Source organism: Thalassotalea mangrovi (genome assembly GCF_005116735.1).
Lineage (GTDB): Bacteria > Pseudomonadota > Gammaproteobacteria > Enterobacterales > Alteromonadaceae > Thalassotalea_A > Thalassotalea_A mangrovi.
In genome coordinates this window covers 1-17,386 of sequence record NZ_SWDB01000040.1, presented here as the reverse complement: position 1 = coordinate 17,386, position 17,386 = coordinate 1, and the positions used below count along the sequence as shown (strand labels likewise).

General features: G+C 47.5%; 14 protein-coding genes. 5 read left to right on the top strand and 9 right to left on the bottom strand.

Annotated features, from left to right (window positions below; genetic code table 11):
• Positions 1-29 precede the first annotated feature (29 nt).
• Positions 30-1,193, top strand: a complete 1,164-nt coding sequence (locus tag E8M12_RS15445; protein WP_136737169.1) for a CaiB/BaiF CoA transferase family protein — start codon at positions 30-32, stop codon at positions 1,191-1,193.
• 18 nt (positions 1,194-1,211) lie between these two features.
• Here E8M12_RS15445 and E8M12_RS15440 read toward each other — a convergent pair whose 3' ends face one another.
• The 5 genes from E8M12_RS15440 to E8M12_RS15420 form a co-directional block, all read right to left on the bottom strand.
• Positions 1,212-1,913 carry a Crp/Fnr family transcriptional regulator gene (locus E8M12_RS15440; protein ID WP_136737168.1) on the bottom strand — a complete coding sequence of 234 codons (702 nt, stop codon included), beginning with the start codon at positions 1,911-1,913 and terminating at the stop codon, positions 1,212-1,214.
• 206 nt (positions 1,914-2,119) lie between these two features.
• The gene (locus E8M12_RS15435) at positions 2,120-2,587 is read right to left on the bottom strand and encodes a hypothetical protein (RefSeq protein ID WP_136737167.1); all 468 of its coding nucleotides are present in this window, start codon (positions 2,585-2,587) and stop codon (positions 2,120-2,122) included.
• Between the two features lie 108 nt (positions 2,588-2,695).
• Entirely contained in the window at positions 2,696-3,721 is a 1,026-nt protein-coding gene (locus tag E8M12_RS15430) for an ABC transporter ATP-binding protein (RefSeq protein WP_169303161.1), read from the bottom strand.
• Between the two features lie 50 nt (positions 3,722-3,771).
• Entirely contained in the window at positions 3,772-5,472 is a 1,701-nt protein-coding gene (locus E8M12_RS15425; protein ID WP_246034188.1) for an ABC transporter permease, read from the bottom strand.
• 101 nt (positions 5,473-5,573) lie between these two features.
• Positions 5,574-6,566, bottom strand: a complete 993-nt coding sequence (locus E8M12_RS15420; protein ID WP_136737166.1) for an extracellular solute-binding protein — start codon at positions 6,564-6,566, stop codon at positions 5,574-5,576.
• Positions 6,567-7,152: 586 nt separating this feature from the next.
• On the opposite strand from E8M12_RS15420, the gene E8M12_RS15415 reads away from it, so the two are divergent.
• Positions 7,153-7,653, top strand: coding sequence for a (2Fe-2S)-binding protein (locus E8M12_RS15415; protein ID WP_136737165.1), 501 nt, complete (start codon positions 7,153-7,155; stop codon positions 7,651-7,653).
• A gap of 11 nt (positions 7,654-7,664) precedes the next feature.
• Complete coding sequence (locus E8M12_RS15410; RefSeq protein WP_136737164.1) at positions 7,665-9,956, top strand: xanthine dehydrogenase family protein molybdopterin-binding subunit; 2,292 nt, start codon at positions 7,665-7,667, stop codon at positions 9,954-9,956.
• A 56-nt stretch (positions 9,957-10,012) separates the two neighbouring features.
• On the opposite strand, the gene E8M12_RS15405 is transcribed toward E8M12_RS15410, so the two are convergent.
• Genes E8M12_RS15405 through E8M12_RS15395 form a run of 3 tightly spaced genes read right to left on the bottom strand, consistent with a single transcriptional unit; the run spans position 10,013 to position 14,913 of the window.
• Positions 10,013-10,528: a GNAT family N-acetyltransferase gene (locus E8M12_RS15405; protein WP_136737163.1), complete on the bottom strand. Its 516-nt coding sequence runs from the start codon at positions 10,526-10,528 to the stop codon at positions 10,013-10,015.
• A gap of 7 nt (positions 10,529-10,535) precedes the next feature.
• Positions 10,536-13,796: an efflux RND transporter permease subunit gene (locus E8M12_RS15400; protein ID WP_136737162.1), complete on the bottom strand. Its 3,261-nt coding sequence runs from the start codon at positions 13,794-13,796 to the stop codon at positions 10,536-10,538.
• A gap of 1 nt (position 13,797) precedes the next feature.
• Entirely contained in the window at positions 13,798-14,913 is a 1,116-nt protein-coding gene (locus E8M12_RS15395) for an efflux RND transporter periplasmic adaptor subunit (protein WP_136737161.1), read from the bottom strand.
• A 314-nt stretch (positions 14,914-15,227) separates the two neighbouring features.
• Here E8M12_RS15395 and hutI point away from each other — a divergent pair, with 314 nt between their 5' ends.
• Complete coding sequence (hutI, locus tag E8M12_RS15390; protein ID WP_169303162.1) at positions 15,228-16,457, top strand: imidazolonepropionase; 1,230 nt, start codon at positions 15,228-15,230, stop codon at positions 16,455-16,457.
• Between the two features lie 61 nt (positions 16,458-16,518).
• Here the strand turns inward: hutI and E8M12_RS15385 are convergent, their stop codons facing one another.
• Positions 16,519-16,911, bottom strand: coding sequence for a VOC family protein (locus tag E8M12_RS15385; RefSeq protein ID WP_136737159.1), 393 nt, complete (start codon positions 16,909-16,911; stop codon positions 16,519-16,521).
• 125 nt (positions 16,912-17,036) lie between these two features.
• Here E8M12_RS15385 and E8M12_RS15380 point away from each other — a divergent pair, with 125 nt between their 5' ends.
• Positions 17,037-17,297 carry a DUF3081 family protein gene (locus tag E8M12_RS15380; protein WP_136737158.1) on the top strand — a complete coding sequence of 87 codons (261 nt, stop codon included), beginning with the start codon at positions 17,037-17,039 and terminating at the stop codon, positions 17,295-17,297.
• Positions 17,298-17,386 lie beyond the last annotated feature (89 nt).

Below are 17,386 nucleotides of genomic sequence, written 5' to 3'. Positions count from 1 at the left end.
AGACAATGGCATTAAACGAGGATTATTGGATGAAACTTAGCGGTGTAAAAGTACTGGATTTGTCGATGTTCTTGCCAGGTCCGCATTTTACCATGATGATGGCAGATCACGGCGCCGAGGTGATTGCGCTAGAGCCCCCCGGTGGTGAGCCGGTACGTCACGTTGGATTATCCCAGGACGAACACAGCGTCTGGTTTCGCAATGTGTTTCGCGGTAAGAAAAGCATTAACTTAAACCTCAAGCACGAAGATGGTAAAGCGGCATTTTTTGAGCTTTGCAAGGATGTCGACGTTATCGTCGAAGCCTTCCGCCCGGGGGTGGTTAGCCGCCTTGGTATCGACTACGATGCAGTGAAAGCGATTAATCCGAAACTCGTATATTGTTCAGTTTCCGCTTATGGCCAAACCGGCGATAAGCGTTTGTCACCGGCCCATGACCTAAGCATTCAGGCGGATTCCGGCTCGGTATTTATCAATCAGGGGTTGGACGGCCAGCCGGCGCAACCGGGGATGCCGGTTGCGGATATGGCAGGCAGCCTGATGGCCTTTTCCGGCATACTAATGGCCCTGTATCGGGCGCAAAAAACCGGACTTGGCGATTACCTCGATATCTCGATGCAGGATTCGCTGGTGGCCTGGTATGCTAATGTCATGGGGCCGCCCTTTGCAGAAAATCGTCCACCGGTTGTCAAGCAAGAGCGTAGCTGGGGAGGGGCGGCGATGTACAATATCTACAAAACTGCAGATAACCAGTATCTTACTCTTGGCGGTAGCGAGATTAAATTTGCTAGTAATTTATTAACTAAGCTGGGGCGCGAAGATTTACTCGAGCTTTGTAAGCAACCACCGGGCGAAGCGCAACTGCCAGTAAAACAGTTTTTCCAGCATACCTTTGCCAGTGAACCCCTGGCTCATTGGCAGCAGTTCTTTGCCGATATCGATGTTTGCTGGGCCCCGGTTCGCGATCTCAATGAAGCGATTCGCGACCCACATATACAACATCGGCAAATGCTCTTAACCGATGATAATGGCAATCACCACCTTGGCGTTCCGATTAAATACCAGCGAGAACCAGCACAGCCAAATTTTAAATTACCCGGATTCAGTCAGGATACCCGTCAGGTGCTTGCGCAACTCGGTTACACGAGTGAACAAATTGAAAACATGGCAAAAGATAACGCTTTTTTTGCCTAACACTTCGCTAATTTTGCTTCATCGATTGGCATAATCGGTAAGTTTTACGCGCTCGACAATCGTGATTTGGTAATTATTTTCAATATTGATCAGGTCGAGCTTTTTAAGCTGACTAAATCCGCGACTCGTCGTTTCCAATGACATCCCCAGATAGTCGGCAATATCCTGGCGGCTCATTGGTAAATGAAACTTGTTGGTTCCATGGCCTAGTCGATTTTGCATATCCAACAATAAATGAGCCAGACGTTGATGTGCTGTCCGCTGGCCCATGATAAATAACTGATCCAGTATCATTGATAAAATATGACTGGTGATCTGTTGATATCGTTTGGCAATGGCCGGATAGCGTTCAAAAATATTCTTCATCAGTTTTTGGCTGATTTTGATAACATTCGAGTCATTTAATGCTTTCGCACTAAAGTTGTAGATTAGCTGGTCGGAAACGCCGAGTATGTTGCCAGTAAGAAGAAATGCGAATACCTGTCTCGAGCCTGACGAGGTCGAACGTTCCAACATAATCGCGCCGGATACCGGGATATAGATATATTCGTTTAGATCTCCTTCCCGAAATAAATGTTGTCCAGGAGAATAGCGGATTTCTTCAGAGTTTCGAGATAAATCCTGATAAAATTCCGCCAAGGTATTCGTGTCCAGGTCATTACTCCCCAAAAAAGATCGTAATGCTGTCTTCACGCCTACTTTTTCGAGATCCAGAGGCATATTGAGAGTCCGTATTTATTATTATTTTGCAAAAATTAGCGTTGCTTCAGCATGATTATAATAATCATGTCCGGGTGCAGGCTAATGATTAGTGTCAGTTTAACTCCCAGAATATCGACTATTTTTTCAACTGACAATACCGTGCGGCAATTACGGCGATGAAAATAATCAGCGTGTAGTCGCTGCTCATTCTATGACTGTTGTGGTTATCTGGCTTCGGTCACGATTAAATCGGCGGGCACTTTTTCTGCTGGCACGCGGGTTGAGTGAAATTGCTGCAGTTTCCAGCCGTCGTCAGTTTTAATTACTACCACGCTCTCCAGCCAGGTAACAACCTTGCGGTTCTCTCCGTCGCCAATTTTCGACTGGGTCCAGTAATTGTATAACGCTAGATCACCGTGGATGTCGCTGGAGATAATATTAAAGCCATTGGTGCGGGGAATTGGCCCTTTGACAATGCTTAATGTTATTGCCAGATCCCAGACTTCACCTTGCTCTAGCAAAATAAAATCCTCGGTGACCGAGTTTTTCACTTTCTCTTTATCGCCATCAGAAAGTCCTGTGAAGATATCAATGACCGGTTGGAACGATGGTGGAAACTCAGTTTGCGCGTGAGCTTGAAGCGATATCATCAACAATGAAAACACGATAAGAAATGAACGCAGTACGCGCATGGGGTTTTCTCCTGAATAGTTACAGCAATCAGTTACAGTGTAGGTTTATACCAATTACATTAAAATATTGCTCACTCTGAGTTGTGCACAAACTTAGTGTAATTGGTATTAATCGGCCAATAATAAATGTTCGGTGCTGAAATACAGATTAACCTTATCACCGCTTGCTAAGTGTTGTTGGCTGTCGGTGTAAAACGAAATAACTTCACCATAACAGCGAGCGGTGACGGTAACCTGTTTACCATAAAATGTGGTGGACTCAACAACGGCCTGCAGTTCGACATTGTGTTGGTCAACAATAGGTGCAAGTGAGAGGCTTTCCGGGCGCACGAAAAGCTTATCGTTTTCTGATGGCTGAGTTTGTTTCTGGGCGAGTATCTCAGTGGCCTGTTGCGGTAACTGAGTCCTTTTGATTTCATTAAGTGGACCCATAAAGCGTGCCACAAATAGTGAATTTGGCTGTTGATATAATTGTTGAGGGGATCCAGTTTGCTGGATTTTTCCTTCGTCCATCAGGGCGATAGTATCGGCAAAACCATAGGCTTCATCTTTGCTGTGCGATACAAAGATTGCGGCCACCCCGGATTGTTTAATGATATCGCGAATTTGCGCGATCAATTCAAACTTTACCTTGGTATCGATGTTTGAAAATGGTTCATCAAGAAGTAATAAATCAGGCTGATAGGCCAGGGCCCGGGCCAATGCGACGCGTTGTTGTTGACCACCGGAAAGCTGGTTCGGGTATTTGTCGCTGATATTTGGCAATTGCACCAGTGCCAGCATATCCTGGACGCGAATATTACGCTTTTTTTTACTGAGCCTACGCAGGCCGTAGGCAATATTTTCATGAACGGTCAGATGTGGGAACAAAGCATAATCCTGGAACAGCATACCAAGATTTCGATGTTCAGGGGCGATTGTAATGTGGTCGGAATTAACTGTGTTACCGTTAATCTCGATCTCGCCCTTATCGACATCAGTCAGGCCGGCAATGGTCTTTAATAACGTCGTCTTACCACAGCCACTTGAACCAAGCAGACAAACAATTTCACCTTGGGCAACGTTTAAATCGACACCATGCAAGATGGTTTGCTGATGATAACTGACTTGTAGCTGGTTAATGGCCAATACCATGAATGACTCCGCTGTTATTTTTAGATTGCTGCATCACGGCTTGATGATGCCTAGTTGTTATGGTTTGCGCTATCGTTGGAATTCACTTTTTTCTGTAATGAATCCTGTGACATACGGTTCACGATAAGCAATGGTATCAAACCTAAGATAACAATGCTCAGGGCGGCCAGAGAGGCATGTTCCAACTGCTCGTCACTCACATACTGATAGACATAGGTCGCCAGGGTTTCAAATCCGAATGGGCGCAATAGCAGTGCCGCCGGCAATTCTTTCATTGACTCGATAAACACCAGCAGGCCACTGGTTAACAGAATGCGTTTTAATAATGGCAAATGAATGCGCAACGCCGTTTTACTAAAACCTGCCCCCATCGAACGACTGGCGTGATCGAGATGAGGAGAGATTTTGCTCATGCTCTCTTGTACTGAGCCAATAGGTATCGCACTGAAGCGCACCACATAGGCAAAGATAATGGCAAACGTTGTACCGGTTAAAAACAAGCCGGGTTGCCAGTCAAACCACTCTACAAGAACATCATTGCTCCAGAACTCCAACGCCGTCATCGGAATAATGATACCTATGGCTAAGACGGTGCCGGGCAGGGCGTAGCCCATGCTGGCCAGTTGCCCAGGTAGTGGTTGTATCCACGTGTGTTTAAGCTGGTTGGTTTGCTTCGACTGGCGCAAACCAAAGTTAATTATCAGGGCAACTATGACAGCTAAAACGGCGGCGATTAAAGCGATGAATAGGCTGGAGCTGCCGTATTCAATAAATTCCTCGCTCCAGACCTGATCGTAATAATCAAAGATAAATCCACACAGCACCAGGCTCGGAAGAATAAATCCGGCGAATAACACCAGGCTGGCAAAACCAGTGGCGAGCCAGGCTTTGCCACCGGATAACTGATACATTTCAGAGTTATCGAAGCTGTCATTTCGAGAATAATTTTGTTTGTCGATGCGCTGGCGTTTTTCAATGGCAAGCAATAGAAATATCATCGCTAGCATCAATACCGAAAGCTTTGCGGCAGCGGGAAGGTTGTAATAACCAAGCCAGGTATCATAAACCGCGGTGGTCATGGTATTGATGGCAAAATAATGCATAGTAGCGAAATCGGCCAGGGTTTCCATTCCCACCAACGCCAATGATGCAACGATGATGCCTCGGGCCTGAGGTATGCTGATCCGCCAGAAACTTTGCCAGGGGGTATCCCCTAATAGTCGGCTGGCCTGCATTTGCACCAGGTTATTTTGCGCAAACGCACTGCGTAAAAACAGGTAAACGTAAGGATAAAGTACCAAGGCTAAAATGACGCTGGCGCCAGGAATGGAGCGGATGTCAAAAAACCAGTAATCTGCCGGGCTTTGCCAGCCGAAAGTATTTCTTAGCCAGATTTGTACGGGACCGGCATAATCAAAAAAGTCGCTGTAGATATAGGCAACGATATATGCCGGCATGGCAAGTGGCAGTACTAATGCCCAAGAGAAGAAGCGTTTTCCCGGGAATTTGCACATGGCGACCAGCCAGGCTAATGGCAGGCCGATTAATAAACTTATCAGGCAAACGCCAATGACCATCAAGATGGAATTGCTGATGTAATCAAATAAAACCGTATCCGCCAGTTGCGCGAAGATCCCCTGAGAGCTTTCCATCGCGGTAAACACCAAGGCCAGGGTCGGCGCAAACAAGATGGCGACTATTAAAAAGCTGCTGATTTGCCAGGGACGTTTTACGATTGTTGTGTTCGCCAAAGGGGTTATCCGTTAAATTTATTATTGGTTATATCATTTTCACAAAAAAGGGATGACGTAATCGTCATCCCTAATATAAGGTTCTCGATTAAGCGAGTGAATTATAAATCAAACTTGACCTGATCGAGAAGGCGTAATGCATCGCTGCGGTATTTTGCCGCTTCGCTGATGGCAATGCTATCGACTTTGAAATCGCCCCAGGAAGCAACAAGCTCAGATAGCTCAACGCCTTCTTTTACCGGGTATTCATAGTTCACCGACGCATACATGGATTGTGCCGTATCCTGAGTTAGAAACTCGATTAATTTAACCGCACTTTCCTGGTTTTTGCTGTGTTTGGTTAGCACCACACCACTGACGTTTACGTGAGTGCCACGATTGTTCTGGTTAGGGAAATTAATGTTTACCGCTTCGGCCCAGGCTTTTTGATTCTCATCAGTCATCATTTTGCCCAGGTAATAGCTATTGCCGAGGGATACGGTACATAAACCTTCCTTGATGGCTTTAACCTGACCGCGATCATTGCCTTGTGGGCGACGTGCCAGATTATCTTTAACGCCTTGTAACCATTCCAGCGTTTTTTCTTCACCGTGATGGGCAATCATCGAAGAAACAAGGCCGATATTATAAGGATGTTTTCCACTGCGGGTACAGATTTGTCCTTTGTACTCAGCTGTCGCTAAATCTTCGTAATTAATGTCAGATTTATCGCCCAGTGTTTTTGCGCTGTAAATTGCACGAGCACGTTTGGTAAGGGCTACCCAGTTTTCATCACGAAACTGTGCCGGTACGTTTTTGTTGACTTCTTCGCTATTGATTGGCTGAGTAAGTCCGGCTTCTTCAAGCTGCAATAACGCCGCGAAATTGGAAGTTAATACGATATCGGCCGGAGACAATTTACCTTCACGCTGCAGGCGTTCCACAATACCACTGCTGGCAAATACCACTTTGGTTTTAATACCGGTCTGTTCGGTGAACTTTTCCAGCATTGGTTCAATCAGGAAGGGTTGACGATAAGAATAGATATTCACTTCTTCGGCCAGAGCACTGAAAGCGCTACCGATTAATGCCGCAGCTAAAATAATTTTTTTCATAGTCGACAGTCTTATTGTTGGTTAATGAGAATAATTATCATTAGCATAGCAATGATGGTGAAACAACTCTAGCAATATTTTTGCTTTTTACGCAAATTTTACCAGGCCGAACATACGCTTGTTATAAACCGGCATCGTCACTTCACAAACATGGGAGCATGGGCCTGCCGATTTGGTTTCCAATTTGGGATGTTCCTAATTTGGGACACCCACAATTGTTATCGAGGGAATTCTAACTGTCCTGCTAACCCACTAGCTACATTTTCAGCTTGTAAAAGATTCTGGATGACAGAGAAGAAGGAGGATCGATTCATCTCCGCTTCTCGGATTCCAGTGAATTTGAAATATATCACTTATCAATTTACCGCAGCGCCATGCTCATAAAAGGTGGGTGTCCTGAATTTTCGCATAGCAAACAATATGTGGGTGTCCTGTTTTTACTCATGGCAAAAATAAGTGGATGTCCTGAATTTGCAGGGCGTTTGAATTTTGCGGATTTGGCTTTGGTGAACTTTACTTAGAGGATGCATTTTAACCGCTATTTTTTATTGAAAACAGCGAGATAGAAATATTACCGGGCGAATATATGATCAAGTTTACGATTAATGACAAAGCAGTTACCAGTGATGCGGCACAAGATACCCCTTTGTTATGGGTGATCCGCGATGAGTTAAATCTTAAGGGCACTAAGTTCGGTTGTGGTATTGCCCAGTGTGGCGCCTGCACGGTGCACTTAAATGGCGCTGCGATTCGCTCGTGCTCAGTACCTCTTTCTGCCGTAAAGGGGGCAAAAGTGACCACCATTGAAGGATTAAAAGGCGAACATCCGTTGCAAAAAGCCTGGCTGGAGGCGCAGGTTCCACAATGTGGTTATTGCCAGTCCGGACAAATCATGCAGGCAGCAAGTCTGCTGGCAGAAAACCCCAATCCCAGTGAAGCGGAAGTTCTCGAAGCAATGAGCGGTAACCTTTGTCGGTGCATGTCGTATCGACGCATCACTAAAGCGATTATGTCGGTTGCAAGGTCTGGTTCGGTGAGGATTTATGATCCAACAGAAGATGATCAAATCAATGATGCAACGGTTTAGGGAGGCTGACCATGAAATCGATCAAAGAAGCTAAACAGACCGTCACTAATTACTCGCGTCGCCGCTTTTTAATAGGTAGCGTCGGGACGTCGCTACTCATGGCATTTGCGCCGTTGTCTTATGCCAGTGTCTCCACCAGGGAAATAGCTGAGGGTGTCGGCAGTGACAGGTTTTCGCCAACCGTATGGTTTGAAATTGCCAATAATGGTCAGATTAATGTGAATATTCCCCGGGCGGAAATGGGGCAGCATGTTGGTACAGCCCTGGCGCGTATTGTTGCTGATGAGTTAGGAGCGAACTGGGATGATGTCAGCATTACCCACGTTGATACTGACCCCAAATGGGGCTACATGGTTACCGGCGGCTCATGGTCGGTGCATCAGTCTTTTGCGCCGTTCTCCCAAGCCGGTGCGGCAGGTCGTATGGTGCTCTTAGAGGCCGGAGCAAAACTCCTGAAGGTAAAACCTGGTGATTGTCGGGTCGAGAATTCGCAGGTTATTTGCTCTGGAAAAGCGATTTCATTTGCCGATATCGTCAGCAAAGAAAAGCTTGAAAAAACCTACACGCCGGAAGAGCTTGCGGCATTGCCGATCAAACCAGCCAAGCAGCGCAATTTAATCGGTAAAGAAACCCATGCGCTGGATATCCCGGCCAAGATCAATGGCTCTGCAACTTATGGCCTCGATGTAGAATTCGATGGCATGGTTTATGCGCGGCCGGTGTTACCGCCTACCACCTATGGTTCAAAGGTCAATAAGGTCGATGACAGCGATGCAAAAAAAATCGATGGTTACCTTGGTTATGAAATTCTCGACGATCCCAGTGAACTGATCCAGGGCTGGGTCGTGGTATTGGCAAAAGATTATGTTAGTGCGATTAAAGCGGCGGATCGGCTAAAAGTGGATGTGACTGCGGGAGACACCGCAGATGTCAGTGAATCGGATATCCTCGCGCACGGGCAAAAGCTGGTTAACGATCCGAAGCAGGGAGCCTGGTTTGTCAATGAAGGCAATGTCGATAACGCCAAATCTGACAGTAAAAACACTCTCGAAAGTGTGTATCGGACCCATACGGTATTGCACCTGGCACTTGAGCCATTAAACGCTACGGTGTACCAGGAAGATGGTGTCTGGCACGTTCATGGTGGTAATCAGTGGCAATCGTTAACCTTACCGGCAATCGCCAAAGCGCTGCAGGTCAGTGAAGATAAGGTGGTTATCCATACCTATTACCTCGGTGGCGGATTTGGCCGGCGCTTATTTGGTGATTATATGATCCCAGCGGCGCTAACGGCGAAACAAACCGGAAAAACCGTAAAGTTTATCTTTACCCGCGAGGACGACTCTAAATTTGACCAGCCACGCTCTGCGTCCGTTTCCAGATTCCAGTCCTATTTTGATAAAGATAATAATTTTATGGGTATGACTCATGGTTTTTGTGCGGGCTGGCCAACCATGGCGATGGCCCCTGCTTTTATGCCGGAAGGAGCCAACGATACCGGCAAACTTGACCCGTTTTCTGCCGCCGGCGCCGATCACTGGTACAGCATGGCTAATCATAGGGCATTAGCCATCAATAATGATTTGGCGCAAAAAACCTTTAAGCCCGGCTGGTTGCGTTCGGTTGGACAGGGTTGGATCGTTTGGGGGCTGGAATCCTTTATTGATGAGACCGCAGAGCAGGCAGGGATGAATCCGATTGATTTTCGTTTGTCGCTGCTCGACGGTAAAGGAAAACAGGCCGGTACCTGTCCCAACAGTACCGGTGGTGCTAAACGTCTGCATCATGTGTTGTCCCGACTTAAAGATAAGTTAGCCGAATCGGATAAACCGGGCGAAAACGAAGGCGTTGGTGTGTCGGTAAGTTCCGGGCAGGAACGAAATATGCCAGCCTGGCTCGCGGTTGCAGCACATGTTAAAGTGGATAAATCGTCAGGAAAAGTAGAGGTGAAGAAGCTGACCCTGGTGATGGACTGTGGCACCGTCGTTCATCCGGATGGTGCCCTGGCGCAACTGGAAGGTGGAGCCTTATGGGGATTAAGCATGGCGTTACATGAGGGTACTGAATTTAAAAACGGCCAGGTTAAAGACCTGAACCTGAATACTTACACCCCATTGCGCCATGATCAGGTACCAGAGCTGGATATCGAATTTATTGATAGTACCGAAGTACCGGTTGGCCTTGGTGAACCTGGGGTTATTGGCATTGCTCCGGCAATCGGTAATGCCATCTACCAGGCGGTAGGTGTACGAGTCAAAGATTTACCGATTCGTCCGGAGCATATTAAAAAACTACTGAGTTAAATGAGTCGAGCAGTTGCGAAAGACCGGACAGTCATGTCCGGTTTTTTTGTTGTCGGTTAAAAGCGTTTTAGCATCAATAAATCTCTTTGCTTATCGTTACCAAGCCAAAAGCGGGTGTCTCCACATTCAACAAACCCCAGCTTCTGATAAAAGCGAATAGCCCTTGGATTATGCTCCCACACTCCTAACCATATGCCATCACAATTTAATGCCTGAGCCTGTTGCATGGAATCGAGAAACAGGCTGTCAGCCACTCCCATACCGAGAAATTCCCGGGCCACATAAATTCGGTCTAAATGCATGGGGTTGCTAAGTGGGCAATGCTCAAAAGCGTTGCCTGGTCGCAGCTGGACATAGCCGGCAATGTTAGCGGAGGCGAGCATCAATCGTGTAATGATCCCTGGATTTTGAATTTCGTCGCGTTGCTGTGCGTGACTGAAATGTTTCCGGCAATAGGCATCCATATCTTCAGGGGTGTTAAATTCAGCAAAGGTGTCACGAAAGGATTGCTCCATAAATTCACAAAGAGCTTTGGCGTCTTCACAGGTTGCGGTTCTGATTTGTATTTTCATCGATTCTTTATTTGGTTTTGGCTTGCCAGCGTTGCTGAAGCTCAAATACCAGTGACAATATTGCAGGTAATATCAGTAAGGTTACCAGGCTGGAGAATAACAGGCCAAATAGGACTATCACCCCCAAACCCCGATACAATTCAGTACCTTCGCCAGGAATAAAAACCAGCGGTGAAAGGCCAAAAATCGTGGTGATGGTCGACATCATGACTGGTCGCAGCCTTACCGTAAGTGCTTCCATGATTGCATCGTTTACCGGCATCGACTTTTGCCGCAGGTTGGCAATGGAACGCTCAACAATCAATATGGGGTTATTGACCACGGTGCCGATTAACACCAAAAAGCCGAGCATGGTAATCACATCGAATGGCTGATGATAAGCGTCGAGTCCGAGCGCCGGCAAGGAGTGGCCGATGGCATTAAACAGGCCAAGGCCGATGATGCCACCACTGATGCCAATCGGTACGGTCGTCATGATCAATAACGGATAACCCCAATTGGAAAAGACTGCCACCATCAACAGGTAGGCAATCACAATAGCCAACAGAAAATTGCCTTGCATGGCATCCCGGGTTTGCGCCAGTTCACTGGCGGCGCCACTAATGGTGTGAGTGATATTTTCTTCTGCCAGGGTTGCCGACACTGGCGCTAACAGCTCAGTTTCCACCAAAGTCAGCGCCTGTTCCAGTGCCATATTGCGTGGCGGAATAATTTGCAGGGTGACGGTGCGCATACCATCGACCCGGCTAATCGTCGCCGTATCAACGGTTTCGTTGAGCCGAACCAAAGCTGACAGCGGCACCTGTTGACCGTTAGGGCCATAAAACATTAAATGCTCTAATTCCCTTGGGTTATTGACGCTACCGGCAGTGGCAAATAATAGCATGTCTATTTTCTCGTCATCGATATAGAATTCATCGACAAAGGCGCCATCGGAATATGCCCAGATGCTGTATCCTAAATCGGCCTGCGAGATACCCAGTTCCGCTGCCCGTTGCCAGTCAGGGATCACTTCCACCATAGGTTGTGACATGGTCAGCGTTGGTGGCGAAGGATCGGCGTTTAGTTGTCCACCAGCAATGAGCTTGCCGGCACTGCTCATCAACTGCAATGCACGGCGGTACAACACATTGAGATCCCGACCTTTCAGTTCAATGTTAAGGCTGCGGGTGCCACCCTGGTTGCCGCTGAATATTGACCCTCGGGTGGCAAAGGAGCGCATACCGGGAATCGCATTAAAGCGTTCGCTAACGGCGTCAATGAGCTGTGGCGTATCGTGGCGATCGATAGGTTCACTAATAAAGGTCATGGTTCCAGGTGACATAAAACTAATATGCATCGCCAATGGCGGTACCTGGGTTTTAAAATCAGCGTTGATATCGACCCCATTTTCAGAGCCAGGTGCGTCACCTTCCAGGCTATTGGTTAATGCCTGGCGTTGTTCCTCATTTAACCAGTCTACGCGGCTGCGATCGACTTTATCAGTAAAATCGCTATCCACCTGGCGCCATAAATCTTTCATGGTTGCCATATTGTAACCGGGTGGTGCCAGTAGACGGGCAAACACCTTGGCTTCTTCACCTTCCGGCAAATATTCTGCATCTGGCACTAACGCCAATAAGGTAAATAAAGTGATAGCAATTGTGATGGCAACAGCGCCAAGTTGGCGGCTGGTGCGTTTTAAAATCCATTGGCTGAAACCAAGGATGCGGGTGGCAATCGACTCACCCCAGGCGGTGGTCACATGTAAGGCTTTATCCAGTTTACCCTTGTGTTCGACCATTTCCCGCACATTCAGGATACGCTGGCTGGCAACTGGGATTAACGTAATAGCGACCAGCATCGACATGATAATGGATGCGGAAATGGCGATAGCAATATCGGAATATAGTTGCCCGGCTTCCTGCTTTAAAAAAACGATAGGCAGAAACACCATCACCGTGGTTAAGGTTGAGGCAAGAATTGCTGGCCATACTTCGCGAATTCCTTCGATGGCGGCGTCGATGCGACGCTTACCCATGGCAACATGGCGAGTAATATTTTCGAGGGCAACGATGGCGTTGTCCAGCGTCATGCCGATGGCAAAAGCGACACCTGCAAGCGATACCACATTGATACTGCGCCCGGACAGTGACAGGCCTAAAAACGCGGCGAGAATACAAATGGGGATCCCCAGGGCACCGATGAGTGTGGCGCTGGTAGAGCGCAGGAATACCAGTAATACCAGGGTGGCAAGAATCGTTCCTATCACCAGGTTCTGGAGCACGGTTTTGGCAGAATTTTCGACGTAGCGGACATCTTCTGAATTGAGAGTCATGACCAGACCCTGGTCGGCAAGGATGGATTTATTTAACGCAGCGACTTGTTCCAGTACCAATTTCTTCAATGTAATCACATTGGCATCAACTTGCCGGGAGATAGATATGCCCATGGTTTGCTGACCAATCGTGGTCCGAAAACTGCGCATTTCCTGGTATCCCATCACCGCTTCGCCAATATCTTTAAGGCGTACATAGTATCCATTTTGTTCGCTGATAATCAGGTTGTTCAAATCGTCTAAATCGCTGAATTTTCCTAACGTTCGAATCAAATAGCGACGCTTGCCAAAATCCATATCGCCGCCGGATACATCGCGATTGCGAGCGCGAATGGAATTGCGAACATCGGCGACGGTTAAGCCTCGGGAGGAAAGTTCCGCCGGATTTAAGCGAATATGGATTTGTTTTTCGGCACCACCGGAAACATTAGCCCGGGCAACCCCGGGTATGCGTTCTAAGCGGGTTTTAATATTATCTTCAATCCAGTCCTGCTGATGGGTGATGTCACGCTGATCCGGGCCGCGAAACTGAATGGAAAAATACATGAAAGAATTGCCAGAGAATGAACTGGCGATGACGGCGGGTTCATCGACATTTTCCGGATAAGACGGTACCTGGGACAGGGCATTGTTGACCAGGATCAAAGCCTCATTGATGGCCATGCCAAAAGGAAATTCCAGCTCGATTTCGGCGCTGCCAAACGATGCGGAGCTAACCATGCGTTCGAGGCCATTGATGTTTTTCAGGTACTCTTCCTGTTCAAGCAAAATCTCGGTTTCAATATCCTGGGGCGTTGCACCGGGCCAGCGGGTTTCTACGGTGATAATGCGCGGGTCAAGATCCGGGATCATCTGAATCGGAACCCGAAATGCGGCGGCCAGTCCAAACAGGCAGATAATTAGGATTGCGACCAGCAATACAATCGGCTTTTTCAGGATAAGATTGAGCATGTTACCTAACCTTGCCCTTTGCACTGCGAGTTAATTTGGGGATGATGGTATCACCATCCGCCAGCGACTCATTACCGTAAATTACCACCCGATCACCGGCGTTAAGCTGTTCACTGGTCACCGAAATCCCTTTGTCCTGAAGGATGCCGGGCTTCACCTGAACGGCCCTTGCAATATTCGCCTGACCGTTTTCAACCACTTTAAAGACCAGTACACGACCATCTGGCTTGCGAACCAGGGCGTCTTTGGGTAAAAACAGGGCATCCTGGTCCTGATTGTTATCAATCAGGAACCGGGCCCTGACATTCATTCCGGGTAACCATCGCTGTTCTGTATTATCCAGGCGCAGACGTACCAAAAAGCTACGCAACGCAGGATCCGCCTGAGGCACAATACGATCGATAGTGGTGGTCAGCGCCGCCTCTTGTTCATTGCCCGAATCGACCAAGACCTGAGTATCGGTTGTCAGACTGCCGTAATAACGACTTGGCACCTGAATCTGCAGGTAAACAGGATCAAGCTGGGTCAGGGTTAAGACTTCGGTTTCTGTGCCTACGGCTTCTCCAACTTCGGTCAGTTTGGCGGTAATCACGCCCGAAAATGGTGCCGTTAGGGTATGGCGCGACAAGGCCTCCTGCGCCAGGTCGAGTTGGGCTTTAATCTGCTCCACCTGCGAGCGACCAGCCTGTCGTTCCGTCATCCTCGTTAAAAATTCTGAGTTAGAGATATTATGGTCTTTACGCAATTGTTCGCCTTCGGCAGCGAGGCGGTTAGCTTCTTCGAGGCGGATCCTGGCCTCATTGAGGGAAGCCTGTAGTTGCCGTACATTGAGCTGCGCCTGCACGGCGTCCAGGGTCAGCAACGGACGACCTTTTTCCACCGGATCGCCAATATCAACAAGCATCTCCTCGACGTAGCCCGGTACTTTTACGGATAAATTTGATTCTCGATAGGGAACAAGGTTACCAAATATCGGCAGTTGCGCTTTGACAGCCTTGATTTCCACCGGGGCAACTAATACCGCTTGTCCCTGATCCTCTGCATGTACTGTAATGCGCGGGAAAATCGATAGTGTCACCACAGTCAGGGCGGCGATAAATCTTCGGTGTCTAAGCATGCTATTGGTTTTATTGACTTTAATTATCTACAAATAACTATAAACCAGAACGATAAAACATGTAATACGAGCGCTGAAGTGGTTCGGATTATCATCAACAAGCCTGAGTATAGTTTGCGGCGAATAAGGCGCATCAGGTGAATGATTTTGCGGTTAGGTCGGGTTTACAACACCACACCAGGGATTTGTTATCGGAGTCACCATTTTGCTTCGGCTTTGGTTATAATGAGCAAAATTTTTACTGTGAGCCAATGCTTCGGCTACCTTCTAGGAACAAGTTAATGTCTGTATCTTCATCTTATTCGAGCAATCCGTTGACCTGGCAATTGCTGTTCATCAACGCCAATATCGCCACCATGAACGATGGAGCGAATTCCTATGGCGCGATTGAAAATGGTGCACTTGCTGTCACTGATGGCCTGATTGTCTGGACCGGTTCCATGACTGAGATTGCCGCATTGGATATTAGTGACAATGCAAACTTGCAAGTGATTGATGTTGCCGGCCAATGGTTGCTGCCAGGCCTGGTTGATTGCCATACCCATATTGTTTATGGCGGTCATCGTGCCAATGAGTTTGAATTGCGTTTACAGGGTGCCAGTTACGAGGAAGTGGCGAAAGCCGGTGGCGGTATTGTCTCGACGGTTAAAGCGACCCGAGATGCTAATGAGCAGGAATTGTTTGCATCGGCGCTGGCGCGGATGCAGGCATTGCAGGCGGAAGGCGTGACCACGATCGAGGTGAAATCGGGTTATGGCCTGGATACTGAGACCGAATTGAAGATGTTGAAAGTCGCCAGTCGCCTTGGTGAACAACCTGGTATTGAAGTTCGTAAAACATTTCTGGGCGCGCACGCATTGCCAGTGGAATTTGCTGATAATGCTGATGGCTACATTGATGTGGTATGCAATGAAATGTTACCAGCAGTAGCAGAGGCAAACCTGGCGGATGCGGTAGATGTATTCTGTGAGGGTATTGGCTTTAATATTGAACAGACCGAACGTGTTTTTAAAGCCGCTCAGCAACATAATATCGCCATTAAAGTGCATGCCGAGCAGTTGTCGGATCTAGGGGGAACCGCATTGGCAGCGAAATATCAGGCGATGTCCAGCGATCATCTGGAATACCTGTCAGAAGGTGGTATCAAAGCGATGCGAGACGCTGACATGGCGGCGGTATTATTGCCTGGGGCGTTTTATTTTCTGCGTGAGACTAAGCTGCCGCCGATTGAAGCGTTGCGCGAACACGGCGTGGCGATGGCTATTGCAACCGATGCAAACCCGGGATCTTCGCCCATCCACTCGATACAGTTAATGCTTAATATGGCTTGTACCTTATTTCGCCTGACGCCGGCAGAAGCCATCGCTGGTGTCACGATTCATGGCGCCAAAGCTTTAGGTGTTGATGATAAGGTTGGTTCATTAGAAGTTGGGAAGCAGGCCGATATCGCGGTGTTTAATATCGAACAGGTTGCTCAGCTTTGCTATCAGTATGGGGTTAATCCGTTAACCGCAGTTTATAAAGCCGGTGAAAAAGTCGCTTAATTGAGGTTTCAGTTAAAAATAGAGATTCCGGGTCGAAGCCCGGCATGACGCTGCGCTAACCCTATGAGTTCGGTTCCAGTAAATCCCAGAGGTTGCCGTAAAGGTCTTCGAATACTGCCACCATGCCGTAGGGTTCAATTCTGGGCGTTTCGTTAAAAACGATGCCTGCATTTAACATCAACGCATAGTCACGTTGGAAATTATCGGTCTGTAAAATCATTAACACCGCATCCCCGGCTTGCTTGCCAACCGCCTGCTGCTGGTCCGGCGTATCTGCCAGGGTAAGTGCCAGGGCAAATTCGGATGCGCCATCAGGCTGCAACTGCACCCAGCGTTTGCCGCCGCCCAGATCTACGTCGCTTAATAGGGTAAAGCCAAGCTTGTTAGTAAAAAAGGCGATGGTCGCATCATACTCTTTAACCAAATAGGAAAAGTTGCGAATTTTTTGTGTCATTTCACTCTCATACAAATAACAATATCTGGTTTAGTTATAATCAAGCTATTGATGCAGAGCAAACTTTAATATTATCTGCATCGTAGATTGGTATTACAGATGGAATAAAGGTAACGGGGATTATCATGCAAGAAGCAATTGACCTTAAGCAGGCCCTGCGGGTATGTAATAAAATTATCAGTCATGGTCAGCGCATCGATGGCGCATATAAGCTTGGCGACCTCACAGCCGAAAGCGATTACGATGGTTATACACTGACATTGTCTGATCATGCGGTAAAACTACACATCTTCTTTCACAACAAACATCAATTGGATTGCAAACGCGCCATCGAACTGGACGATTTTCTGCAAAAAATAGCAAAGTTGGATAAGAAAAACATTTAAAATTCAATAAGATAAAATCAAGGGGTCAGAGTCTGAGCTATCCCCACAAATAATTCAGAGAAAACAAGGGAATAAATAGATAAATTCGA